This is a genomic window from Microcoleus sp. BROC3 (assembly GCF_036702515.1).
Classification (GTDB): Bacteria; Cyanobacteriota; Cyanobacteriia; order Cyanobacteriales; family Microcoleaceae; genus Microcoleus.
In genome coordinates, this window is record NZ_JAUBTQ010000016.1 from 91,753 (window position 1) to 116,892 (window position 25,140).

The window sequence follows — 25,140 nt, forward strand, 5'->3', positions numbered from 1 at the left end:
AGTCGAAAGGCAAGTCATCAAACCAAATCACAGGTTTTACCCAGAAGCCGATCGATTGTCTTTGCGATCGAAAAAACTCTCCAACTGCCATAACTAGATCTACCGACGGTCAAAACTTTTTCTCAGGTCAACCAACCAATGCTCTGGCTGTCGATCGTGCACTCAAAAAGAGTGTAAATGACAAAGCATTACCCGCCCAAGTAACACACAAAACTCTCCGGTTACTGCTGAAAACATGGACTAGCTATCATAGTGTCAAATTGGCGGGCGCGATCGCGAGGCCCCAACTAAGTTTTAAGCAGCACCGAAAATGCCTGACTAAAAAATCCCGAAAAAAAGAGAGCAGGGGCGCTATGTAGTTCTATTTAACTGTCAAGCTGTCAGCAAAAAGGGTTTTCCCAAAGAAAATGCCATTTTGTCGGGGACTAAAATTTGGCGGCATTGAAAAGTTACCTAAATCTTGGAAATCCGGATTGTTCCCGAGGTAAGTTGTTAAGTTATCGAGGTAGTTTAGGAAAAGTTAGAACAAAACGCAAATGTAAAGCGGATTATAACCGTTGCCGTAACAAGCTTCGCGAATATTAAAGAGCTATGAAACCCCTCTCTTGAAAAACGGTAAATTTCTACATTCTAACTTGTACCTTCTAGCTTCAAGAAACACCTTGTTTCTTGCTCCTAAAAATAAATACCTTCCCTTGTGCCAACAATCTTTCAGTCAGCTTATAACCGATCGCCCCCAACTATACGGGAAAGTTCAAAAATGCCACAATCAGGCATTTCGGAGCCTGTTAACGCATAAAAAAGTCAATTTAGCCAACAACTGACGGCTCCCAGCCCCCGGTCTGCTGGCGGCTAACTGCTGAAAGCCGATCGGGCAAGCAGTGCCCTTCCAGCTTTTGGCAGTAACGCAAACGAGGAAAAAACTGTCGTGAAATTCCACTGGCTACTACCGAGTTTCTTAAGTGTATTTTTGCTCGCCGGAGCCGCCGAAGCAGCTAGACTGCAATCTTGGCGGTTTGATGCTTCAGAGAACCGGCTCTACATTACAACAGATGGGGGAGTACAACCCAAGGCTCAACTGATTTTCAACCCGACGCGCTTGGTAATCGACTTGCCGGGGACGAGTCTGGGTCGTCCCTCGGTCAGCAAACCGCTCTCAGGGGCGATCGAATCGGTACGGGTAGGGCAGTTTGACGACGATACCACCAGAATTGTGGTCGAGATCAGAGACGGGTTTACTCTAGATCCTGAGCAAGTAAAATTCCGGGGGATTTCTGCGAGCGAGTGGACGGTGGATTTGCCAACGCCGGTGCGGGGAGGAACGGAAAATTCGATTTCAGATCCCGGGGGAGAAAGGTTATCGGTTGAACCTTCAGCACCCCAAGCCCAGTCGGCAGAGGCGACTGTAGTTCAGAACGTTCAGGTGACGGCGGACGGTTTTTTAGTCGGCACGGCGGGCGGCAGGCCCCAAATTAATTTTCAACAAAGTCGGGCCGGGGACATTGCCACCCTCGATATTGAAGGAGCTACTTTAGCTCCGGGCCTGAGCAGCCAACAGCCTCAAACGAACGGCAAGCACGGGGTTGACAAGATTGAAGTCCGGCAACTGCCAACAGACCCGCCCGTTACCCGCGTGACTTTACGGATGAAGAGTTCTAATTCTCAGTGGCGGGCGTCTGTGAGCAATTTGGGCGGGGTTGTGCTATTGCCTGGAAGTGTAAGACAGCCCTCGGTTTCCCGCCGCCTGGCTGTAGATCCTCCGGCGAGACAAGCACAAGGTAGTTTGGCGAGAGTTCAGTCAATTGATTTAGCCAGTAACGGCACGCAACTGGTGGTGAGAACTGACCGCCAAGTCTCCTATACCAGCGGGTGGGACCAGGCGTCGAAAGCTTACTGGATCAGGATCGCCTCTAGTTCCCTGGCGGGGGAAATTCCTCAGCTCGATGCCAACAGTCCTGTATCGTTTACTGCCAGCCAAGAAGACGGGGAGACTGTGGTGATTTGGGTGCAGCCGCGATCGGGGGTACAGGTAGGCAGGGTGACGAGGCAGAGCTCGCAGTTGCTGTCTTTGCAGTTGCGATCGAATGCTAGCGCGCAGCCGTCTGTGACTCGCACTCCTAGCCTGCAACCTTTGCCCAGAAGCAGTGTCGGCACCGGCGATTTGCCCCAAGCTTCTAACCGCCGCGCTGTGGTAGCGATCGATCCGGGTCACGGTGGCCGCGATCCCGGGGCAGTCGGGATTCAAGGCATTCAGGAGAAGGAGATTGTTTTGGATATCTCGTTTCAGGTGGCGAGGCTGCTGGAACAGCAGGGGGTGCAGGTGGTGATGACTCGGACTGACGACAGCGAAATCGACCTGGAACCGAGAGTTTCTTTGGCAGAACGGGTGAATGCTACTTTGTTTGTCAGCATTCACGCTAATGCGATTAATATGAGTAGGCCCGACATTAGCGGCATTGAAACTTATTATTTCAATAACGGGGAAGATTTGGCCCGGGTGATTCACGGCAGTATTTTGCAGGGGACGGGGGCGACTGACCGCCGGGTGCGGCAGGCGAGATTTTATGTTTTGAGGAAGACTTCTATGCCTTCTGTTTTGCTGGAGGTGGGTTTTGTCACGGGTGCTGAGGATGCTGCTAGGCTTTCTGACCCAGCTTACCGCAGTCAAATGGCAGCTTCGATCGCTCGCGGCATTTTGTTTTATCTTCAACAAAGATAATATATTGCCGGAGGGATTGGTAATGGGTAATTGGTAAGGGGTAATTGGTTATTTGTTATTGGTAGCAACTGACAACTGACCACTGCCAACTGACCAATGCCCAGTGCCCAGTGACAAGTGACAACTGCCAACTGACAACTGACAACTAACAAATGACAACAGACTCTGGACAACAAAGAATCGGTATTTTTGACAGCGGCGTGGGCGGTTTGACTGTTTTGACCCAGTTGTACCTACAATTGCCCAACGAATCGATACTTTATTTTGGAGATACGGCAAGGCTGCCTTACGGCACTCGCGCAGCGTCGGAAATTGTGGAGTTTGTCCGCGAAATTATGGCCTGGTTGGTGGAACAGGATGTGAAAATGGTGATTATGGCCTGCAACACCAGTTCTGCTTTGGCGATGGAGATGGTGCAGGCTGAATTTGATATCCCGGTGCTGGGAGTAATTCTGCCGGGGGCGCAGGCGGCGGTGCAGCAAGGCAAGCGGATCGGGGTCATCGCAACTCCTGCTACGGCTGCTAGCAATGCTTATCGAAATGCGATTTTGGAAATGGACGATTCTTGTCGGGTGTGGCAGGTTAGCTGTCCGGCTTTTGTGCCGCTGGTGGAGCAAAACCGGATTCACGACCCTTATACTTGTGAGGTGGCTCGCGAATATTTGGCTCCTTTGATTCAGCAGCGCATCGATACCCTGATTTACGGCTGCACTCATTATCCGCTGTTGGCTCCGGTGCTGCGCTCGCTTTTGCCTGCTGGGGTGACATCGATCGATCCTGCGGTGCGGGTGGTGGCTGCTGCTGCTAGAGAGTTGGAGGTTTTGGGGCTGCGGAATTCTGGTACTGCGCTGCCGACTCGTTTTTGCGTGAGCGGCCCTCCGCAGCAGTTTGCGGACTTGTCGGTGCAGTGGCTAGGTTGTACTCCTGCTGTTGAGAAAATATCCCTGCCGACAGTTGTACGAGCGCCTCTATCGCTGGAATCGGCAGAATAATCCCGAAAATTTATTGGTTGTTTGATGGAGCTAATCTAACCCCCCAAAACCCAGGTAAAGCTGGCTCTGGGGGGTTTAATTATTGCGCTCAAAGCTAGCAATTACACATCAATCTGTAATAAAATGCAACAAAAGCTTTGATAAACAATGCAAATAATGTCCTGTATGTGCTGGAGCTATTCAGCCTTGAACCATGTCACCCTATGTATCGCAAGCAGTTTTACTTGTAGACGGCTATAACATAATTGGACTATGGCCTCGACTTCGAGAGAAGCGCGATCGCGACGAACTCGAAACAGCTCGCCGCGAGTTAATTGAGGTTTTAGTTAACTACAGCGCCGTTCAAGATTTTGAGGCTCGACTGGTGTTTGACGCGCACTATCGAGATACTCCCGGCGTTAAAGAAATTATTACTAAAAATTTATCAGTGCACTACACTGACTTCGGTCAGACAGCAGATACCTATATTGAAAAATCTTGTGCTAGTTTGCGCTACGAGTTGCGATCGGTCAAAGGCAAAGGCCGCATGATTGTCGCCACCTCAGACCGAGCGCAGCAATTGACCGTAGTCGGCTACGGTGCCGAATGGATGTCCGCCGAACAACTAGCGGCTGACGTAGAATCCACTGCCCGCCGCAGCGAGCGCCAGCACAAATCCCGCAAACACAACTCCAGTCGCTTTCTCGCCAATTCCCTCGATCCTGAATCGCAGCAGCGCCTCGCCAAGTTGAGAATGGGGCTGCATTAGCTGCTGAAACCCGTTCGCTGTCTGACAAAAAAAAAGTTTATCAAAGGCCTTGCCAAATCGAGTAAGTTCAGCTATTGTTAGTAAATGTGGGTAACAAAAACCCCCAATCCTCGGTAGCTCAGTGGCAGAGCGGTCGGCTGTAATGAATGCAAGCCTTTGGCATCAACCAAAAGCCCTAGTGACATAGCAGCTCTATCCGGTAACGGATACTGAAAAATCGGGTGAATTCAAGGAAACCGCAGCACTTCGGGTGGCGGCAATCTTGAGCCAAGTCTGGCGAAAGGCAGCGGTTGCGATCGCAAGTAGCCGGAAAGGTGCAGAGACTAGAGATGAGGAGCCTAACCAATAAATCTCATAGCGCCTGACATCCGACGACAAATCACAAACATGATTTGTAGGGATGATGAAATAGTCCGCGCCCTTCGGAAACGTTGGGATAAGTGTAACCGATTGGTCGTAGGTTCAAATCCTACCCGGGGAGTTAGTAAAAGTCTGAAGTTGGAAGTTTCCAGCTTCAGATTTTTTGTTTTTATTTTCCGATATGTTTTTCTATAATGTAGATGCAAACACTTTACCTGTATCAAGAGCTATCGCGACATCATCACCATAGAGCCGGATAAGCGAGGTGGCAAGCCCTGCATTCGTCGGATGGTGATTACTGTTTACGATGTTCAGAGCTGGCTGGCTTCTGGAATGTCTATTACTGAGATTATTGACGACTTCCCAGAACTGACAGAAACAGACATTAGAGCCTGTCTAGAGTTTGTGGCCGATCGCGATCATCGTTTAGTTGCTTCGGTGAGTGCCGCTTGAAAATACTCTTCGATCAAATCTGAGCCGAAAATTAGTTACTCGCTTGGCTGATATTTTCCCTAATGCTAGTCATGTTAAGTTGCATGGGTTAGCAGAGAAAACAGATACAGAAATCTGGGATTTTGCTAAGTTGAACCATTTCTGTATTGTGACTCAAGATGCAGACTTTACGGAAAGAAGTCGGCTGTATAGTTCTCCACCGAAAGTAGTCTGGTTAAGATGTGGAAACGCACCCACCAATCAAGTTGAAACTCTGATCCGCTCTGGAGAAGAAGCGATTCAAGAGCTTTTAAGTAATTCTACCATTCACTGCTTAGAGCTTCCTTGATTCAAGAGTAGTCCTGCTTACGCTGTAACTATCTCAGGCTTGATATCAGGTGATGCTGGCTCGAAGTGCAACACCATGATTTTCTCTCTTGGCAGTCCAAGAGACTCATAAGTGCGCCCGTTGCGATCGCTAAATTCAACCTCAAACGCTGCACCATCAGCCAACATTTCAACCACTGTCCCAACTTGTCCGCGCCACAGGTTGTATTCAGGAAGGTCAACAGTTAAGCCAACAACATCTAGCAATTTGACTGTATTCTTTGCCACTCTTATCACCTCCAGGCACTATACAGCGGGTGCGGAATGTGGATTATATAACAAGTCAATGATAATCTACCACTGTTTGTCTAGCATCTTCTAGCGATACAAATTGTTGATTAGCTAGCCCAGCGATATCTTCAATTAAATCGAATACAACTTTAAACTGAACAAAATCTTCCATAGTGCCGTGTGTACATAACCATTCACACAGATTTCGCTTCTCAGACTTATTTATCTCACAAATCTCTGGCTGGATCTCTGGTTGTCCACGAACAGTTTTTTGCACTTCGGGTGTTATATCAAAAAACTGAGGATGTGATTCTCGAAGCTCGTTAATCCTCTTTGCTGGGATTAAGTTTTCAATCCCTTTTGAGATAGGACTATCAGAAACTGTGGGTATAACACGTTTCTTAACCATATCCTTGTCAGAGGGTTGCTTCTTTGTATCACAATCGTATATTAGACCAATGATTTTTGGCAAAGCTATCGCTAGCCTATTATTGAAGGATTTCCCAATATTGTCGAGATTGCCATAGCCGTCACCATCACACAAAATAATCTGGTCTAAAATCGATTCTTTACCCAGAAGCAAAGCAGCTTTATTTAAATATTTAATATCGTAGTCGCCCTCAACAAAAATAACGGGTTTTCGGGCTTGCTCTACCTCAGCAATTTTGTGTCGAAATGTATCTGATTTCTTATAAAAATCAAAAGCAGATTGAAATTCCTCAAATTCCTCACTACCAATCTTCAACCCTGCTGGAACAGACAAAATTTCAAATCCACTCTCGCCAAATTGTGTTTTCATTCCTAACAAAAACAATGGTGAGTGAGTAGTGAGAATAAACTGAACTTTTGGAAACATATTAATGACTGTTGGTAACAGATTGCACTGTAAGTCGGCGTGCAAATGTGCATCAACTTCGTCAATAATAACTACTCCACTCACATCTTCTAATTTTTCAAATGGTGCACCAGACATATCAAAGTCTCGTAAAATCGATAATACAATGTTGAGAATTGATGTTTGACCTGTCGAGAGCTGAAAAATATTGTGGATGAATGCCGTCTCATTATCCTTCATTATAGATATAGTGCGATTCTGCCGTGGCCCGATTCCAAAGCGAATATTATCCTCTGTTCTAAAAATTAGTTTAATAAGTTGTGTGGTGGCATCCCAAATATTGGTAGAACTTCCCCAATACCACAATATTTGAGGCATTATGGGAAGTATTCGGCTAGGATCGTACTGGACAGGGAACGGTGATGTTTTTAGATCGTAAATCATTTTATCTAAAAGAATATCCATAAGCCAATTTTTAGATACAGTAAGTGGCGATTGCTGAATAATGCAGCGATTTGAGACTCTGTTTATTGTTTTACGCTCGATCAACTCCGCTGTCGCATTAAGATTTTGCTCATTTAACCATGCTGGTTGTTCAAAGCGATTTGCCGGAAAGTATAATACGCAATTGCTTCCGAACTGTTTCGACACTTCTACTGGATTATAAGTAAAATTTGTGTTGAATAGTGATGTTTCATGCAAAGGAATCTCCCCAAATGAAATGTCGATTTCTGGCTCACCAAAGCTTTTCACATAATCTTCTCGTAGGCGAGCAAGCAGCCACTCATAGCAACTATAATCAGACCCAAAGTTCACCCTTGCATAGCTGTACATCGAGCCATTTCTTATGTACTGGGAGCTGCGAAGCTTATAGACGTTACCTTGTTCTACCTCTGGATTATCAAAAGCAACCTGCTGTGCAGCCATTAGAGCATTCAACAAGTAGGAAAGAAGAATACTCTTACCAGAGCCGTTTGTACCAACTAAAATAAGCGGTTTAGGATTTCCATCATTGGTAAATGGAAAATCATAGTTAATTTTTTCAATTGGACCTACGTTTATCAGACTAATGTGCTTAAAGTACATGAGATTAGATTCACTAGAGACAAAAGAGTCGTTTGCTGAATTTGCAGTTGATACTAATTAAATATCTAGTTTTGTCCGCACCCGTTTATTCTTCGTAAGGTGCGTCAGAAACGAGATTTTGTAGTTGCGTCAACTATGTGGCTGACGCACCCTACCGAATACTACCGAATATTAAACATCGCGTTCTGTCCGCACCCATTTAGTTTGCCGCTTCAGGAGAAAACCCAGATACAAAGGGATTTTCCAAAGGATGTAAAAAGGTACGGATAAAAGAGTTGCGCCGGAAATATCGGCACGCCCGAATTTTGCCCAAGCGCTGACAATTGAAACTAAAATTAGCAGTCCTTGTACTCCTAACAAGATAGCAGGAATCGGCGATGTTCCCAAGGTTGCTGCTAGTAATGAGGCGGCAAAAGCGGCTAGCCAAATAGCCACTAAAAGCGATAGGGGAGGGACGGATAAGTCGAGGGCGATCGCCAATAAGTCAAAACGTTTTTGCTCGAGTGAAGCGGCTGTCAGCCGGGGAGTTTGAGTTAACAATGTCTGTATGTGGCCGTGTTCCCATCTGGTTCTTTGACTTTTAGCTGCTTGCTGCTGCTGTGGCAAACACCCGGTGACGTTTGCTTCGGGGCAGAATACGGTTGGATGTCCGGCGATCGCCAAATCCAAACTCATCTGCATATCTTCAACAATATTGCTGCTAGCTAGGGAAACCGATCGAATTATCGACCAGGGAAAAGCCATGCCAGTACCTGTTAGCAATGATGGAAATCCTAACTGTTTTAATCCGCTGGGACGGACTAAGTTTTTAACTAGAAATGCTAAAGCAGAAATGGAATCTTTCGGAGTAGGATTTGGTGGCTGTTCCATGAGATAAGTTGCTTGCACTGGTTTTTGTTCAGCAACTGCAACCCGGGCTAATTTTTCTATAGAGTCTGGCTGACAGATGCAGTCTGCGTCAACCATGATGACTACTTCGGGGGGGTCTGATTCGATCGACTGCAAGCCGAAATCCAGTGCGTATCCTTTGCCCTTGCGCTGTGCGTCTTGGCGCTCGATCGCACTTGCACCGCAGTTGCGGGCGATTTCTGCCGTCGCGTCCGTGCAGTTGTCAGCAATCACTAACAGGCGGTCTTGAGGTGTTAGCTGCGGCAATATGGTGGAGATGGTGGCGGCAATTCCTGCTGCTTCGTTGTAGGCAGGAATTAAAACTGCTACTTTGGGGCGGGGCGCTTTAGTTTCCGCTGTGGACCCGAAGCCGGAGAAGAAAGCTGCACTGCATTCTAGAAATAGAACTGCAACGGGAATGAGAAGGATCAGGGCGATCGCCCATAGCACAACATCAATCAATAGGAACAGTAGCTGATTAATTTCCACAATTCTAGTACCTTAATTTAATTTTATTCGTGGCGTTCATTGAGTTTCTTTAATCTAATTGCACCTTGGTTAACTCAATGCACAAAGCTATCTAAAGTACGATCGTATCATGCCCTGAAACAATCACCGTTATCACCTTTGTTGTCTAGACTTAAGTCCTCATAAAACTACTAGGACGGGCGTCCTCACTACAAATTAATTTGATTTCGGTTGTGCGATCGCAAATACAGCCGATTCCACGTTTATGAAGGACACCCGCCTATCGATCTATCCCGCCGTAGGGACACGACGCCCTGCCGTGTCCCTACTTCATAAACCTGGAATACGCTGTAATATCATATCATGTCACTTATGACAATGTTAAGTCACTCAATTTAATTAAACCTCAAAGAAGCCCAAACTGGAGAAACCCGGTTTCTAAAAGAAACCAGGTTTCAGGGTGTTCTATTTTTAATCAACTAAACACTTAATCGATGTTTAACATCAAATCCGGTTACATAGCAATCATAAAATCGAGTCAAAAGTTAACACTCAACCATTCAGTTTTTCGACCCCGAGTCAAAAGTCAACAGTCAACAGTCAACAATCATTTCGCTAATGCAACCGGAATTGATATAACTCATTCATCCCCTGTGGGTGGGCACTCAGGAAGCCATCTCCAAACTCAAAACTATTTTCAAGCTACGCTGCATCGCGGATCGCAACAGGTTCAGATTTTTTGGTGGTGAACTGTGCGGGGGCTGCAAATTCTCTGAGATATCTCGACACCGATCGCAAATATCCCACTTCTGCTTGAATAGAATCCAGCGTATAAAGACTCTCAACTAAGTCATCAAATTCATCAGCAGTAACTCCAGCACTGTTCAAGACTTCTTGGTTAAGCCGCCCGTATATTCCTTGCAGGAGGAGCTCGATAATCTCCCTGTAGTCAGCGATTTCCGTTCCGTAACCTTGCAACTTTTTCGGATTGATTCCCCACTGCAAAATCTTCAACAAGTCTTGGGGCGAGCTCCACGCAAAAGAGGAAGCAATCACTTCTTTTTCCGCTGCGACAAGAGCGTGCTTGATTTGCACTTCCGGGAAAGCTGGATCGCTGATTAAGCTTTCCAGCTTCGACACTTGTTTATCTAACACGCGCAAAGAAAAAGGAGCTAATTCTACACTCACCATATCGCCAGCATCGTCAATAATTCTAAAAGGATCTTCCAGAACATTAATTAAGAGGTGAATGTCTGTAGGTTTTTTCCAGTCAAACTGTCCCAGAAAAAACGGTTCTTCGTATCCCGGCAAAAGTCCTTGAAAATAAATCGGCAGATTTTTGCCTGATTCAAGAATTTTATAAAGAGCTACTTCCAAGGTTTCTGTCGGCCACCCGAGATTACTCACTGCGACAAATTTCAGTTTTCCGGGAACGGACACAACCAGCGAATTCAGCAATAAATGTACGGCTTCGACAAGATTTTGAGCGGTTACGTAGCGGTGGGGAGCGTGAACGTTGACTGTTTTACCTTGCTTTACTTTGTTGGACATTTGCTCGCAAAACAAGCTATTTTCCAACATATGAGTAAAGCGAACCATCCCATAAGTAACATCTCCTTCTTGAGCTGCTTTGGCAAATTGCCATTCGGCAAATTTCTTCGAGGCGGCGTAAACTTCGGTTGTAAAATATCGAGATGTTTTGCCTGTGGAAGAGAAGATGCAGTGTTCTATGCCGTATTCTTCGCACAGTTGGATGATGTGTTTACATCCTAACAGGCTGGTTGTAACTGTTTCTCTGATTTTGATTTCAGCGAGTCCGGGTTGGCGTTGGGCAGCTAGGTGAAAAACAATTTCTGGTTTTTCTACTTCAAATATGTGTTTCAGCGCCTCGAAGTTGCGAATGTCGGCGGCATAGAAAGTTACTGCACCTTCTCTGGTAAAAAGCGGGAGATTTTCTTCAGGGTTTTGGCATCGGGCGCTGTCTGCGGAAATGATTTTCGTTGCGCCTAGTTCGAGGAGTTTTTCGATTAAGAAACTGCCGACACATCCTTCTCCACCGGTAATGAGGATGCTTTTTCCTTTGATTTTGCTACTGACTGCGGATGCGTATAGGTGAATGGTGCGACCCCGCACGTCGCTAAAAGGTTCGCTTTCTAATTGTCCGTCGGCTTGATAAGCTGCGATTAGCTGTGCGGTGAGAGTTTGTAATGCCGCGAGAATTTCAGGATGTTGCGGTTCCGGGGAACCCGGGGGAACTAGCTGCTGGATGCGATCGATGATTTCTGCTTTGCTGGCACCTTCAAACACTTCTGAGGGGTTAAATGCACTCTTCACTTTTTGGTCTCCTTTAATTTCTAGGAATACGGTTGCTGATTCAAAATTGTTAAACAGATTTTTGATGGACAGAATCTTTAAAAGCCTGTCTAGATTTAGGATTTTTTAGACTGAAAGCTACTTAATCGGAAAGACACGCGATCGGGTCTGCTACTAATTACTTGTATTAAGCCTACTTGTAGTTTTATTAAGCGCTTTTTTTACCTGCTTACTTTTGCGGTCGGCCAAGTCGGAACCTTCTCTGTCTAAAATTTGTCTCTACAACTATAAACTTAAGTTGCTGACTGTTGGCAATACTCTGAACATATCTTTACTATTTCTTTGCAATCACCTGCGAGTTTTCACGCAATTTTAAAGTTAATGTAAAGTAGGGTCGGTGTTTAAAAAACTTAACAATATACTTGACATGGATAATAGCATTTTATTTATTAAAGAAATGTATGTTCTGCTACTAAAAAAGGTAATTGTTTTAAGTAATAATACGCACAACAGCGCCCAATATTTGCGTCTGCTGAAAAAATTGCTACTTGAGGGGTGGGGTAGTCCTGCTGTGCCTACCCCTGTATGTGTCGTGCTACTAGGCGCGAACGATGCGTTCTTTTTTGCTGCCTTCAAAGCCGCGAGCGTCCCCAACATCGTAGCCTCCTGTCCGCAAGCGGCGGTCTAAATCGCTGGCTTCGGGAGAAGTTTTTGCTGCTTCTTCGATCGTCACTCTGCCTTCAAGCACCAGTTTGTAAAGACCCTGGTTGATAATCTGCATTCCTTCGTAAGTATCGTGTTCCATTAATCGGAAAGCTTCATCATCAGCACCTTTCATCAAGTAATCGTGCATGGCAGGTGTATTCACCAAAATATCGTGAACTGCTACCCGACGGTTGTCAACTGTTGGCAGCAAAAGTTGGGCAATTACCGCGACTAAAGAATCGCAAATTTGAATCCGCATCGCCTGTTGTTCTTCGGGCGGGTAGAGGTTCAACAACCGATTAAGAGCGTTAATGGCGCTGCGAGTGTGGAGAGTTCCCAATACTAAGTGACCCGTTTGAGCTGCTTGCAACGCTGTATTGATGGTAACGCGATCGCGCATTTCCCCGATCAGAATTACATCCGGATCTTCCCGCAAAACAGCCCGCAAAGCCTGCTGAAACTCGTGGGTATGCAAGCCGACTTCCCGCTGGCTGACCAAGCATTTTTTAGAAGGGTGAATGAATTCGATCGGGTCTTCAATTGTAACTACGTGCTTCTGCTCCATCTGATTGAGGTGGTCGATCATCGCAGCTACGGTTGTCGATTTCCCCGAACCGGTAGGCCCAGTAACCAATATTAATCCCTGCGATCGCAAAATGATATTTTTGAAAACTTCTGGCAACCTCAAGGAATCGATAGTAGGTATTTCCAAACTGATCAACCGCAATACTATGGCACCGCCGCTGAGGGAATCAAAACAGTTTAGCCGACACCGCACGAAGCCAGGGTAAAAAATTGCTGAATCTAATTCCTTGGTAGTTGCAAACTGTTTTCGCTGTTCGGGGGTGAGAATTTCGGCTAGGTAATGTTCAAAAATTTCTGGCGTTACTTTGGGGTGGGTTGTTGCTACTTGCATGACACCCCGAATCCGAAATCGAGGTACTTGGCCGACTCTAATGTGAATGTCGGAAGCCGAGGCGCTATGGGCATCTCTGACCATTTGTTCGATCGTACTGACGGGTGTCTCGACTGGCCGCTGCTGCTGGGCTGGGGGCGCAGCAGGCGCGGGTGCAGGAGGCGGGGGAGTTGCAGCCAAGGGCGGCGGCGGCGGCGGTGTTCGTCGGCGGGCTTGAGCCTCTGGTTGAACGGGTGTAGGATTGTTTAATGGGTTCATTTTTTGGTCTCCAGTCAGTCTATTTTAGATTTTAGATTTTAGATTTTAGATTTACTCCACAGATTAATCTGGGAGCAGGAACTAGAGTCTAAAATTTGGGGATCGACCCTGACTGATTGTCGGGGGCTTGTATCCGTTTTTGGGCGGGGTCAATGTGATTTATTGCGAAAAAATGCCCGATTTCTAATCTAATGGCTCGCAGCTAATTCGGTGCTAAATCCTGAGAATATTTTACAATTAGGCTTGATGGGGCGATCGAGTAATTAACAATTTAAACTCCTATGAACATCGGTCACAAAATTGCCGACTGGCTCGAAAATCGCGCTGTTACCCCTGCCTACGCGGGTTGGCTGCTCTCGGGGATGACGGTTTTCTTTTTTGGGTCTGCGACTAATACAATGTCTGGATGGTTGTACGCCCTCAGCGGTGGGAGTTTGGCGTTGTTGGGAGTAGCAGCGGTTTTGCCGGGAAAATCGCTTCGTGCCTTGGAAGTCCGCCGCCGCCCGATCGAACCGGTGAGTGCGGGCGATCGAATCACCGTCGAACTAGAAATCGAAAATCGCGCCCGCGAACCTAAGACTCTGTTGCAAATAGTAGACATCTTGCCGTTTGTACTTGGAGAACCGATCGTCCGCCCGATCGAAGTCATAGAGCCTAACAGTATATACAGGGATACATACTATCTAGAAGTCCGGCAGCGCGGCGTCTATCGCTGGCAAGAGGTAAACTTGAGGACGGCAGCGCCTTTAGGGTTGTTTTGGTGCCGGCGCAGCCGCCCCGTCAAAGCGGTGGCGGTTGTCTATCCGCAGGTTTTGCCGTTGAGCTCTTGCCCTTTGATCGATCGCATCGGTCAAGAAGACAGCCCGCAATTTTACAATCGCAGTCGATCGCAAACTGCCACCGAAGGTCTCACCCGCAACCTCAGACCTTACCGCCACGGAGACCCAACCCGCCTGATTCACTGGCGCACCAGCGCCCGCTACGGAGAACTGCGGGTAAGAGAGTTAGAAGTTGCAGCAGGCGGTCAAGAAATTATTATTGCTCTCGACAGCGCTGCGGCGTGGCAGCCAGAAGAATTTGAACGAGCCGTGACTGTAGCTGCATCCCTGTACTTCTATGCTAGCAAGCGCCTGTTAAACGTCAAACTTTGGACGGCCGGGACGGGACTCGTCTCGGGGAACCGCGTAGTTTTGGAAACTTTAGCTGCGGTTAATGCTGGGGAAGATGCGGTTGAGAATCGGCCGAAACTGCCGATAATTTGGCTGACTCAAAACTCTGCAACTTTAAGCACTCTTTCCCCAGGCAGCCGCTGGGTACTCTGGCCGTTAGCAACTGCTGAAACAGGCGAAAAAATATTAGTCAAATATGAGTTGCCAGGTTTAGAAATTCGCTCCGGCCGACCGTTAGAACTACAGTTACAAGATCCTCTGGAAAGAGCGATTAGTTATTAAGATAGTCCGGGACGCAATATCTTCTGGAAAGAGCGAGTAGTGATGAAGACAGCACTTACGCACCACGACTCCTCGAAACCGGGTTGTTTACCACCAAATCTGCGGCTTACAAGGCGTCTTTTCGTAAGAAAGCCGATTTCTGGGGCCCCATGCGTAAGTCTTAGAAGATTAACTTCATGAGTTTTCAGATATCAGAAAGTTTTCCCCTTTGTCATCACATATTTTGGGTCGGCTAAGAGTGCCCACCACAATATTTTAATTCTAGAGAGATAGTTTAATTTAAATGCCGATCGGCTCGATCGAACTCTTTGCCTGACAATAAAATCTCAATCCCTGTTAATCTCTCGTGTCGGGGAGAGTTTCGACTACATACTCCGGTACATATTCGGGCCGATTCTCGGGCCGATTCTGGGGCAAATTCTGGGGCAAATTCTGGGGCAAATTCTCCGGTGGATGTTCGAGCCTGACTCGCCGGATCGGGAGATTTGCAATCAGTGCTGTGGCCCGCTGGTCGCTCTCCAGCGAGAACTCAGACCCGGTGGTATCGATTTCCACGTAGCGAGATACCACCTCTAGAATTTCTCGGCGCATCGACTCAACCATTTCTGGGCTGAGTTCTGAGCGATCGTGGGCTAGAACCAGTTTGAGGCGACGTTTTACCTCGTCGCGGCTGTTGTCAGGGGTGCGCGGGAAAAGTCGTTCGAGAAGAGTGTATATCATGGGTCGGGCGGGTTTGTCAAGGGTTAGGCATAGAAAAGGTCATACCATTTTCGATTTTCGATTTTCGATTTTCGATTGGGGAATCACTCATTCCCTAAGGGTTTGGAGTTGACCTACAGTTTCATTTTTTTGGGGAACTGGTATCACTGGAGGAAAATCTCGGCTAGTTTCTGTGATGCAGTTGCTGCTTTTGAAGACAGATCGCCAATAAGCACATCACATAATTTTAGTATTTAAGAACTTGCGGAGGCGAGTAAAGAAGTTTTCCCGACGGGGATTGAGATCTAGAAAATCAACTTTTTCGCCTTCTAAGCGGCGGGCAATATTGTCGAAGGCAGTTCCAGCTAAAGAGGCCGTTTCCGACAATACTAATGGTTCTCCTCGGTTGGTGGAAACGATGACGCGCTCGTCGTCGGGAACGACGCCTAACAGCGGAATGGCGAGGATTTCCCGCACGTCTTGCACCGACATCATATCATTTGCCAGCACCATTGCGGGTCTGATCCGGTTGACGATCAGGTTGATTTTCTTGACGTTGTTGGCTTCCAGCAGGCCGATGACTCGATCGGCATCGCGGACAGCAGCGATTTCGGGAGTGGTGACAATTATGCCTTCTTGAGCCGGGGCGATCGCATTTTGAAAACCTTGTTCAATTCCAGCAGGAGAGTCGATCAAAATATAGTCGTATTTTGCTCCCAACATCCCCACAAGCTGCTTCATTTGCTCGGCGCTGATGGCATCTTTCATCCGAGTTTGGGCCGCCGGCAACAGCACCAAGCGCGGCTGCCGCTTATCTTTCACCAAAGCTTGCTCTAACCGGCACTCTCCTGCGAGAACTTCTAATGCCGTGTAAACAATGCGATTTTCTAAGCCCAGCAGCAAGTCTAAATTTCTGAGACCGAAATCGGCATCAATTACGGCAACGTTGCGCCCCCGCTTAGCTAAAGCCATGCCGAGATTGGCTGTGGAGGTGGTTTTTCCTACCCCGCCTTTCCCTGATGTAACAACAATAATGCGAGCCATAAGCGATTTTAGATTTATTGGGAATTGGAAATTGGTGATTGGTAATTGGGAATTAGTAATTGGGAATTGGTAATTGATAATTGGCAATTATTCTTTGGGAATTTTGCAGTAATCTGTTATTCAGTGAATTAACTCAACACTCAATACTCTCCTAGTTCTACTAATTATCTATGAATTTGCACTGATTTTTCAAATCGTCTTTTAGTGACTGATTTACCCAAGGCAAAAATGATCTAGTGCAGGCTTAAAGAGAAATAGTATTAACAATTACCCATTAACAATGACCAATTACCAATTATCGATTACTCATTACCCCCAACTAACTGCGATTTGTCAAAATCAGAGGCTCTACCGATCCGAATCCCTTGAGGCGTCACGTAGGCGACTTCCGGGAAAAATTGAGCGGGTGAGGTTTCTGGGCCTCTGGCAACATACTTAGCAATCCTAATCACCATCGGTTCCATCTGCAAGGTCATAATCACGCTTTTGGTGTTGCCACCGGCACCGGCGTGCACGACTCCCCGCAAACGGCCCCAAACTAGGATATCGCCTCCGGCGATGACTGAGCCGCCGGGATTTACGTCTCCCAAAAGTACGACGGTGCCTGGATGACGAATTTCTACGCCCGATCGCACTGTCATCTGCAAATATAAAGGTTCCGCCAGGGATTGCGGTTTTTCGGCTGCGGCTTTATTCAGGGAAGAAACCGGAGGCTGCTGTTCTACACAATAGCCTGCCGTAGCAGCAGCAACGGCGGTTTGGCGGCGACTGGTGTGGACTCGTTTGAGTTGCAGTTCGACTTCGGAGAGGGCATCGGCGATTTCTTGCAGTTGGCGGATATCTAAAAGTCGATCGCTCCCCATCAATTGTACTTCTGCGTTTGGCTGCCAAAAGCGTTCTCCCGCATTCAGCCTGACTTTTAGCTGCTGCCAAAGTTCAGTCCAAGTCGAGGCGGAAGCTGTTGCAGGTTCGCTGTTGGTTTCTGGGGGGAGTAGCAACAGTAGCTGTCCGTCTTCTGTCTTGAGTCGGACTTGCAACTCCAAGCTGACTTCGGGTGTTGATTGAGGGGCGGCAGCAGCGGCTGCGGCGGAGGCATCGGGTGTCATGGGACAGTTTGATCTCGGGTAGGGACAGGTTAACATCAATATTAGCCTGAGTCGTCTTTTGGCTCAGCATTTGGGGGGAAAGTCTTGTTTTTTTATTTTTAACGGCAGTTAGGGCAATTCTATTTCGTTTGTGAACAAGATTTTGTTTTAATTAACCGAGGGCGCAGAGGGCACAGAGAAAGAGAATTAAGAGTTCAGAAGAGAGAATGAGAGAAGTTCACAAATTTGGTATCGATTGTGAACGAGATTTTTTTTAAATGAACCGCAGAGGACGCAGAGAACACAGAGAAAGAGAATTAGGAGAAGAGAGAAAGATAGAATTTGACAAGTTTGGCATCGATTGTTATGCACGCAGATCAGATGCAGATAAAAATATTTTTGAATTCAATAGCGCTTACTAATTATTAATTTTAAATTACGTTATGCAACAAATAGAACGTTATCGCGGCAGTCTTCTAGGTTTAGCAGTGGGCGATGCTTTGGGAACAACTTTAGAGTTCTGCCGCCCTGGAACGTTTGCGCCTATTAACAATATGGTTGGCGGCGGCCCGTTTCAACTGCAACCGGGCGAGTGGACTGATGATACTTCGATGGCGCTTTGTTTGGCTGAAAGTTTGATTGAGAAACAAGGTTTCGATCCTGTCCATCAGTTAGAAACATATCTGCGGTGGAGTACAGACGGACATTTGAGCAGCACTGGTGAATGTTTTGATATTGGCAATACGGTGCAGCAAGCTCTTTGGAATTTTGAAGATACAAGAAAACCTTTCTGTGGTTCTACGGATGCTGGGACTGCTGGAAATGGTTCGATTATGCGCTTGGCTCCCGTGCCTTTGTTTTATGCTACAAATCCTTTGGAAGTCATAGAAAAATCTGGACAAAGTTCGAGAACTACTCACGCTGCTGCTACTTGTGTGGATGCTTGCCGCTATTTTGGTGCTTTAATTGCGGGGGCGGTTAATGGAGTTGCTAAAGATGTGTTGCTTTCGGAAAGATATTGTCCGATTTCTGGATATTGGGCAGCAAATCCGCTGGTGGCAGAGATTGATGAGATTGCGGCGGGTTCTTTTAAACTGCGACAACCTCCTGAAATAAAAGGTACGGGTTATGTTGTCAAGTCTTTGGAGGCGGCACTTTGGGCGTTTTACAACAGTTCTTCTTTTGCCGAAGGCTGTTTGTTGGCTGTGAATTTGGGCGACGATGCGGATACTACTGGTGCGGTTTACGGACAATTGGCGGGGGCTTTTTACGGGGAGGGGGGAATACCGGAAAAATGGCGATCGCAATTGGCGTATCTCCCTTTAATTGCATCTTTTGCCGATCGACTCTTGACTTTATCTCGATCGATCTGAATGTTTACCACAGTTTTCCACTGCATGGCAACAGAGTAATCGGTCATCGGTAATTGTCAACCGCTAAACTGCGACTAATGACTAAATAACTGCAAAACTTCTTGACTTTTGCAGCAAGTTGTGTTTAGCGGATTAACTCCGCATATCTCTAAAAAAAAGATTTATTTACAAATCTTAATTTTTGATTACATTTAGTATTATAATCTTGGTAACTTCCAACTAAGTATTTATTCTCACTATCATGATAGCGGATCAATTTCCTTGGCTGACCGCAATAGTCATCCTACCCCTCCTAGCTTCCCTCGCCATCCCTTTTCTGCCCGATACAGACGGCAAAACCGTGCGCTGGTATGCGCTAGGCGTAGGTATTGCAGATTTTTTATTAATGTGCTGGGTGTTTTGGACTCATTACGATCCGAGTATCTCTAGTTTCCAAATCGTAGAACAATATTCCTGGATACCTTCTTTAGGCCTCAACTGGTCTGTTTCCGTTGACGGACTCTCAGTTCCGCTGGTACTGTTGGCGGGATTGGTGACGACACTATCAATCTTTGCAGCCTGGGAAGTCGATCGCAAGCCGAAACTCTTCTACTTCCTGATGCTGGTGATGTACTCCGCACAAATAGGAGTGTTCGTCGCCCAAGACATCATGCTGCTGTTCATTGTCTGGGAACTAGAACTAATTCCGGTGTACCTGCTAATCTCGATTTGGGGCGGACAAAACCGCCGCTACGCAGCTACCAAATTCTTGATTTACACCGCGGGCGCTTCCATCTTTATTTTGATAGCTGCCTTAGCAATGGCATTCTACGGCGGAGGCACCCCCACCTTCGACATGGTAGAACTAGGCTTGAAGGACTACCCACTGGGTTTAGAATTACTGCTTTATGCGGGATTGCTGATTGCCTTCGGTGTGAAACTGGCGATTTTCCCCTTCCACACTTGGCTACCTGACGCCCACGGTGAAGCATCTTCTCCCGTGTCGATGATTCTGGCAGGTGTGTTGCTGAAAATGGGCGGATACGGACTGATTCGCCTGAATTTGGAACTTCTTCCCCAAGCACACGTTTACTTTGCACCGATTATGGCGGTGCTCGGCGTGGTCAATATTATCTACGGCGCGCTGAATTCCTTCGGCCAATCGAACATGAAGCGCCGCTTAGCGAATTCGTCGATTTCTCACATGGGATTTGTGCTGCTGGGTATTGCTTCCTTCACGGATTTGGGAATCAACGGGGCGCTGTTGCAAATGATTTCCCACGGTTTAATCGCCTCAGTATTGTTTTTCCTGGCTGGCGTTACTTACGATCGCACCCATACAATGATCATGGACGAGATGGGCGAGATTGGAAAAGTCATGCCGAAAGTATTTGCCTTGTTTACCGCAGGCGCGATGGCATCCTTGGCACTCCCCGGAATGAGCGGTTTTGCTAGCGAACTCTCAGTGTTTGTGGGCGTCGCAACTAGCGATATGTACAGCGGTTCTTTCCGCGCGGTGACAGTGTTCCTGGCGGCAGTGGGATTGATTTTGACGCCGATTTATTTGCTCTCGATGCTGCGACAGTTATTTTACAACTGTGGGACACTAGCGGCTTGCGACCTTGAGGATCTAAATTTGCAAAATCAGAGAAACAATCTGGATGAAGCGGTTTGTTTTGGTAATAGTTGCGTTTTGCCTGGTGATGCACCGTTTATTGATGCTAAACCTCGGGAAGTGGCGATCGCATTTTGCTTTTTGATACCGATTGTCGGCATTGGTTTTTATCCCAACATGGCGATGCAAGTTTACGACGCGAAGACTGTGGCAGTGAACGCCACAGTCCGTCAATCTTATATCCAAATCGCTCAAGACAATCCTCAGATTTATGCGAAGGGATTTTTGGTTCCCAAAATTGCCCAAGCTCAAAAAGCGCCGACTTTGGGCAAAATTACAGGGTCTGAATCTGCATCGGTTTTTGGAATTGTCAAATAATTTTATCGAATTCTGTTTGTGTTGAAAATTGGGCGATCGCTTTTGTCAAAGGGCGATCGCTTTTTTCTTAAGACTGAAGTTCCGAAATAATTGCCGCCAGATTCTCCCTAGCATATCCCACCTCAAGAATCGATTTATCCTCCAGCTCGGAGGCAACTTTATTCAAGATATTTAGCGGTTCTTCAGAGCCTGTCGTCTTCAAAAACAACACTTGCAATCGATTTTTTACTAATTCTAAAATAGAGCGGCTTCGAGCCTCTTTCCCCCCTTGTCCTTTAGCAATATTGACGCTCAAATTGTGAGTTTTCAACAGCCCCATTCTTTCTATTCCTTGCGTCTTAACTGTCTCCAAAACCTCCGATCGAATTTGCTCGACTAATCTGTCGGTCACATATTGCACGATCAAAGGCTGAAGCAGAAAAACAGTTTCCCCACCCTCACTGATTTTGTCAATCAGCGAGCGACGACCCAGAGAATCGAGATTTTGCAGCAAATCCGAAAGCGAGGAATTGACCAACATCTGTTCTCGCAAAGTCGCCAGAGAAATCTGGCTTTGAGCAATAGCCATCCAGTAGGCAATCTCTTGTTCAGAACTCGACATCCGATCGAACTGTTGGGCCAGCAAATTGCTGATATGTTCTTCAATAAATAACGCCGTTGCTTCCAAAAACTTTAAAACATTCCCCTCAAAAAACTCGTGAATTGTTGTCGCTACAATCTTTAACGCTAACAGATTGCCTCCGTACCGGGATAACAAGATTTTCCACTCTAGATATTGAGCCGACAAACCTTTTTCTTGGAAAACTTCCCGGGCAATTTCCTCGGAAATCGCAGGTTTTAAAGACCGAACTTTTTCTCCGCCCAGCAAAGCCAGTTCCGTAGGTTCTTCCGAACTAACTAGCACTACACAGCTATTGTGATTGACTTCACAGAGCCGCACAATTAAATCTCGATATCCTTCCCAGCCTTCGCGGTAGTGTCCCGCTAGTTCTTCGGGTCTGAGAACCGCTTCAAAATCGTCTAAAATTAGCAGACAGCGGTGCTTGCGCAGATACTCGACCAAGCGCGAAATTTGGCCGTTGAGGTCGATCATCTTCGAGGGCTCGGCTAGCGGCAGATCGGGTTTTTGTTGGTTAGAAAAAAGTTCAATTAAGTTACTTAGGAAGTCGGATGGTGCTGGTGTCGATCGCAGCGATCGCCAAATCACAAAATCAAACTCATTCTGTAGCTGTTTTGCCAACTGCACCGACAGAGTTGTTTTGCCGCTACCAGCCAAACCCAGCAGCGCTACCAAGCGACAATTATCTGATACGATCCACTGCTTTAAAGTAGTTAATTCTTCAGTCCGTCCGTAAAAAACCGAAACATCCGGTGCTTGACCCCAATCTTGCTGTCGGCCCCCGGCCGCCAGGTTGAATAGAGATCCTTTACCTCGACTAAAATCGCTCGTTCCCCGATCGGTGTGGTATGAAAACAGCAACTGATGCCTCAATTCCGAAAGCTTTCCAGGGCCGTTCCCCCCGATTTGAAACTTTTTGTAAACTTCGCCGAGTCTTTTGCGAACCGCGATGTCGCTAATGCCAAGCTTGGTTGCAATTGTCGCCGTAGATTGACCGTCGAGAGCCATAAAAACTGTTTCTAACTCGGCATCTGTGACGCCGCGATCCTTGGCGATCGTTTGCACAAAGTTTTGAGGAATCGGAGTAGTCAAGGTAGGAATCTCGCCTGTACTAAAAATCTATCTTCTATTATATTGTGTGAGTTCTCGCGGGCGAGCAATTAAATCGAATCTGCCAAAGTTCAGCTTGCTTTTTGTTGGGGCAGTTTTAGATATTTATACCAAATGATCGATCGTGATACCACTTCAAAAAAAGAATACAACTTTAGTAGAACCTATTGTAGGGTGGGTGGAGGCGCGGCGATTAATCTGTACAACCCAACTATAAATCTCCAACCGCGCCTCCACCCACCGCTTTCCCCACAACCGGGTAGATTGACAATCCCTGAAAGCAGCGCTATATCACCCAAAAACCTTCGCACTAGCGCGGTATTCTTGGGCCGAAAGCAGCCGCCAACTTCCATCGCCCACAAGTTCCAAAACCTGGTGGTGATATTTCGCTAAACTCAATCGGTGGCCGACACTTACAAACGTAGTTTTAGTGGCTTGCAACTGCTCGTATAAATGTTGCTCGTTCTTCAAATCCAAAGCACTTGTCGCCTCATCCAAAATAGCGTATCTCGGTTCCGTCAAGAACAATCTAGCAAAACCTAAACGCTGCTGTTCTCCCAGCGACAAAATCTCACCCCAATCTAAATCGGCATCAAAACCGCCCAATCTGTCGGGCAAATCTGCTAAATTTACTGATGCCAAAACGCGGCGCAATTTTTCCTCATCAACCTCGCTGCTGGTGTTGGGATACAAAAGTTGCGATCGCAAACTACCCAAAATCATATAAGGACGCTGCGGCAAAAACAGCATTTCTCCGAGTTCCGGCCGCGCCAAACGGCCCGTTCCCGATTCCCACAAACCCGCAATTGCTCGCAGCAAAGAACTCTTCCCAGCACCGCTTTGACCGACAATTAACAGTCCTTCCCCTGGCGACACGGCTACCGACAAATCGCTAATTAAAGTCTTTTGATGCTTCGGAGTATCTAAAGTAACGTGTTCCAATGTCAATTGCGAACTTATTACTGTATCGATTGTTCTAATTTCGTCGAACTTAACAGCATTTTTTTCATGTTTTAAATACTCATTAAACGTAGCTAGACGATTAATTCCCGCTGCAAATAAACTCAAGCTTTCAATATTATATACAATCAAAGAAAATGCTTCTGAAACCTGACGAAAAGCAAATTCAGCTTGAGTAATGTCGCCGTATCTGATCTCACCGGCAAAGTAGATAGAAGCCAGGAATAAAGATGGAATAATATAAGTTGCATATCTATAGCCAACTCTAAAATATCCCAGATTCCGCTGCCAACCAATTAGGAAATTAAAGTTCCGAACTGCTTCTAAAAATCGGTGTTTTACCTGAACAGATTCCTGTGCTTCTCCCCGGTAAAAAGCAATTGATTCTGCATTGTCCCGAATGTGAACCAATCCATAGCGAAAGTCAGCCTCTGTGGAGAGCTGATTGAAGTTCAAAAATATCAACTTTTTGCCAAAAGTCACCATAACTGTCGTCCCAAAGACAGCATAAATGATTAGTCCTATCGAAAGATTTTTAGAAATAGACCAAAGAATACCCGTAAATGAAATAACATCAATAACTGCTCCCAACATCAGCAGCAAAAAATATAAACTCGTGCTCGTAAAGGATTTGATATCTTCAGCTATTCGCTGGTCTGGATTGTCGATTTCTTTCTGAGAATTTACTTCGTAATAAGCGCGATTTTGAAAATAACTACCCAGGAAACTATCAGTCATCCACTCTCGCCAGTACAATCCCAGTTTATCTTGGGTATACCCGTAAATAACAACTATCGGGGTACCGATAATAAACACTCCAGCATAAACCCACATAAACCGCCAAAAAGTAATCTGATCTTTTTCAGCCAGCGCTGTCGTGAAAAAATTACTAATATAGCTAATGACTACGTTAATCCCGCTAACTGACAGCGACAAAAATAGCAGCAGAGCTAACATTGTCCACTGCTTCCAGCGCGGTATCAACTTGCTTCTAAAAAAGACAAAAGCAGCCATTGGGAGAATTAGCATTAAACCAACAATCGCAATTTTCGGTGAGTATATAATCCCTTTAATCAAAGTAGCTAAGCCAGCCGCAACCCCGTTAAAAGCCTCTGGAAATAAGACTTGAGCACCCAAACTGACAACACTGACAGCCACAAACATCGCAGCGAACAGAAATATCAACAACAGCGCCACTAATCCTAAAAAAATTCTGCCGCCTCCCGGCTCTAAAGGATAAAAGTAAGGTTGGGCGATCGCAATAAATCTTTCCCACAATTGACGGTCAAATCGATTCATCTTTACTTTTTACAAAACTACTTCGACTGTTCTAACATATCAAGTTTTATTACCCCTTGCCGCAGTAATTTATTCAAGAGTTTAGCTAACAATTTGGTATAACCGAAAGACTGATATAGCATTAGTCTTTCGGCAGTCGGATCGGAAGGCATCTATGCCCAATACAATAAAAGCAAGAGTTTCAACAGTT

General features: G+C 46.3%; 18 protein-coding genes. 8 read left to right on the forward strand and 10 right to left on the reverse strand.

Going from position 1 to position 25,140, the window contains the following annotated elements; all coding sequences use genetic code 11:
* The first annotated feature begins 928 nt into the window (after positions 1–928).
* From QUB30_RS12760 to QUB30_RS12780, 5 genes are all read left to right on the forward strand, one after another.
* Positions 929–2,719, forward strand: a complete 1,791-nt coding sequence (locus QUB30_RS12760; RefSeq protein ID WP_333333697.1) for an N-acetylmuramoyl-L-alanine amidase — start codon at positions 929–931, stop codon at positions 2,717–2,719.
* Positions 2,720–2,871: 152 nt separating this feature from the next.
* Positions 2,872–3,711, forward strand: a complete 840-nt coding sequence (murI, locus tag QUB30_RS12765) for a glutamate racemase (protein WP_333333699.1) — start codon at positions 2,872–2,874, stop codon at positions 3,709–3,711.
* Positions 3,712–3,904: 193 nt separating this feature from the next.
* On the forward strand, positions 3,905–4,459 hold the full coding sequence (locus QUB30_RS12770) for an NYN domain-containing protein (protein WP_242722119.1): 555 nt from the start codon (positions 3,905–3,907) through the stop codon (positions 4,457–4,459).
* Between the two features lie 606 nt (positions 4,460–5,065).
* Positions 5,066–5,272 (forward strand): DUF433 domain-containing protein, encoded by a 207-nt coding sequence (locus QUB30_RS12775; RefSeq protein WP_445300493.1) that lies wholly within the window; start codon positions 5,066–5,068, stop codon positions 5,270–5,272.
* 43 nt (positions 5,273–5,315) lie between these two features.
* Positions 5,316–5,600, forward strand: a complete 285-nt coding sequence (locus QUB30_RS12780) for a DUF5615 family PIN-like protein (RefSeq protein ID WP_445300489.1) — start codon at positions 5,316–5,318, stop codon at positions 5,598–5,600.
* 17 nt (positions 5,601–5,617) lie between these two features.
* Here the strand turns inward: QUB30_RS12780 and QUB30_RS12785 are convergent, their stop codons facing one another.
* The 5 genes from QUB30_RS12785 to QUB30_RS12805 form a co-directional block, all read right to left on the reverse strand.
* Entirely contained in the window at positions 5,618–5,866 is a 249-nt protein-coding gene (locus tag QUB30_RS12785) for a DUF4926 domain-containing protein (protein WP_333333703.1), read from the reverse strand.
* Between the two features lie 55 nt (positions 5,867–5,921).
* Positions 5,922–7,790: an AAA family ATPase gene (locus tag QUB30_RS12790; RefSeq protein ID WP_333333705.1), complete on the reverse strand. Its 1,869-nt coding sequence runs from the start codon at positions 7,788–7,790 to the stop codon at positions 5,922–5,924.
* A gap of 171 nt (positions 7,791–7,961) precedes the next feature.
* Positions 7,962–9,167, reverse strand: coding sequence for a glycosyltransferase family 2 protein (locus QUB30_RS12795; RefSeq protein WP_333333708.1), 1,206 nt, complete (start codon positions 9,165–9,167; stop codon positions 7,962–7,964).
* 681 nt (positions 9,168–9,848) lie between these two features.
* Positions 9,849–11,480, reverse strand: coding sequence for a polysaccharide biosynthesis protein (locus QUB30_RS12800; RefSeq protein WP_333333709.1), 1,632 nt, complete (start codon positions 11,478–11,480; stop codon positions 9,849–9,851).
* Positions 11,481–12,057: 577 nt separating this feature from the next.
* The gene (locus tag QUB30_RS12805; protein WP_333333711.1) at positions 12,058–13,338 is read right to left on the reverse strand and encodes a PilT/PilU family type 4a pilus ATPase; all 1,281 of its coding nucleotides are present in this window, start codon (positions 13,336–13,338) and stop codon (positions 12,058–12,060) included.
* 281 nt (positions 13,339–13,619) lie between these two features.
* Here QUB30_RS12805 and QUB30_RS12810 point away from each other — a divergent pair, with 281 nt between their 5' ends.
* Positions 13,620–14,789, forward strand: coding sequence for a DUF58 domain-containing protein (locus QUB30_RS12810; protein ID WP_333333713.1), 1,170 nt, complete (start codon positions 13,620–13,622; stop codon positions 14,787–14,789).
* 336 nt (positions 14,790–15,125) lie between these two features.
* On the opposite strand, the gene minE is transcribed toward QUB30_RS12810, so the two are convergent.
* The 3 genes from minE to minC all read right to left on the reverse strand — a co-directional run bounded on the left by minE (position 15,126) and on the right by minC (position 17,638).
* The gene (gene minE, locus QUB30_RS12815) at positions 15,126–15,509 is read right to left on the reverse strand and encodes a cell division topological specificity factor MinE (protein ID WP_445300490.1); all 384 of its coding nucleotides are present in this window, start codon (positions 15,507–15,509) and stop codon (positions 15,126–15,128) included.
* A 216-nt stretch (positions 15,510–15,725) separates the two neighbouring features.
* Positions 15,726–16,532, reverse strand: a complete 807-nt coding sequence (minD, locus tag QUB30_RS12820; protein WP_006635273.1) for a septum site-determining protein MinD — start codon at positions 16,530–16,532, stop codon at positions 15,726–15,728.
* A 302-nt stretch (positions 16,533–16,834) separates the two neighbouring features.
* Positions 16,835–17,638, reverse strand: coding sequence for a septum site-determining protein MinC (gene minC, locus QUB30_RS12825; protein ID WP_333333715.1), 804 nt, complete (start codon positions 17,636–17,638; stop codon positions 16,835–16,837).
* 422 nt (positions 17,639–18,060) lie between these two features.
* Between minC and QUB30_RS12830 the strand changes: the two genes are divergently transcribed.
* Complete coding sequence (locus QUB30_RS12830) at positions 18,061–18,990, forward strand: ADP-ribosylglycohydrolase family protein (protein WP_333333716.1); 930 nt, start codon at positions 18,061–18,063, stop codon at positions 18,988–18,990.
* Positions 18,991–19,231: 241 nt separating this feature from the next.
* Positions 19,232–20,962: an NAD(P)H-quinone oxidoreductase subunit 4 gene (locus QUB30_RS12835; RefSeq protein ID WP_333333718.1), complete on the forward strand. Its 1,731-nt coding sequence runs from the start codon at positions 19,232–19,234 to the stop codon at positions 20,960–20,962.
* A gap of 67 nt (positions 20,963–21,029) precedes the next feature.
* Here QUB30_RS12835 and QUB30_RS12840 read toward each other — a convergent pair whose 3' ends face one another.
* Entirely contained in the window at positions 21,030–22,673 is a 1,644-nt protein-coding gene (locus QUB30_RS12840; protein ID WP_333333720.1) for an NB-ARC domain-containing protein, read from the reverse strand.
* A gap of 309 nt (positions 22,674–22,982) precedes the next feature.
* Complete coding sequence (locus tag QUB30_RS12845) at positions 22,983–24,950, reverse strand: ABC transporter ATP-binding protein/permease (RefSeq protein WP_333333722.1); 1,968 nt, start codon at positions 24,948–24,950, stop codon at positions 22,983–22,985.
* Positions 24,951–25,140 lie beyond the last annotated feature (190 nt).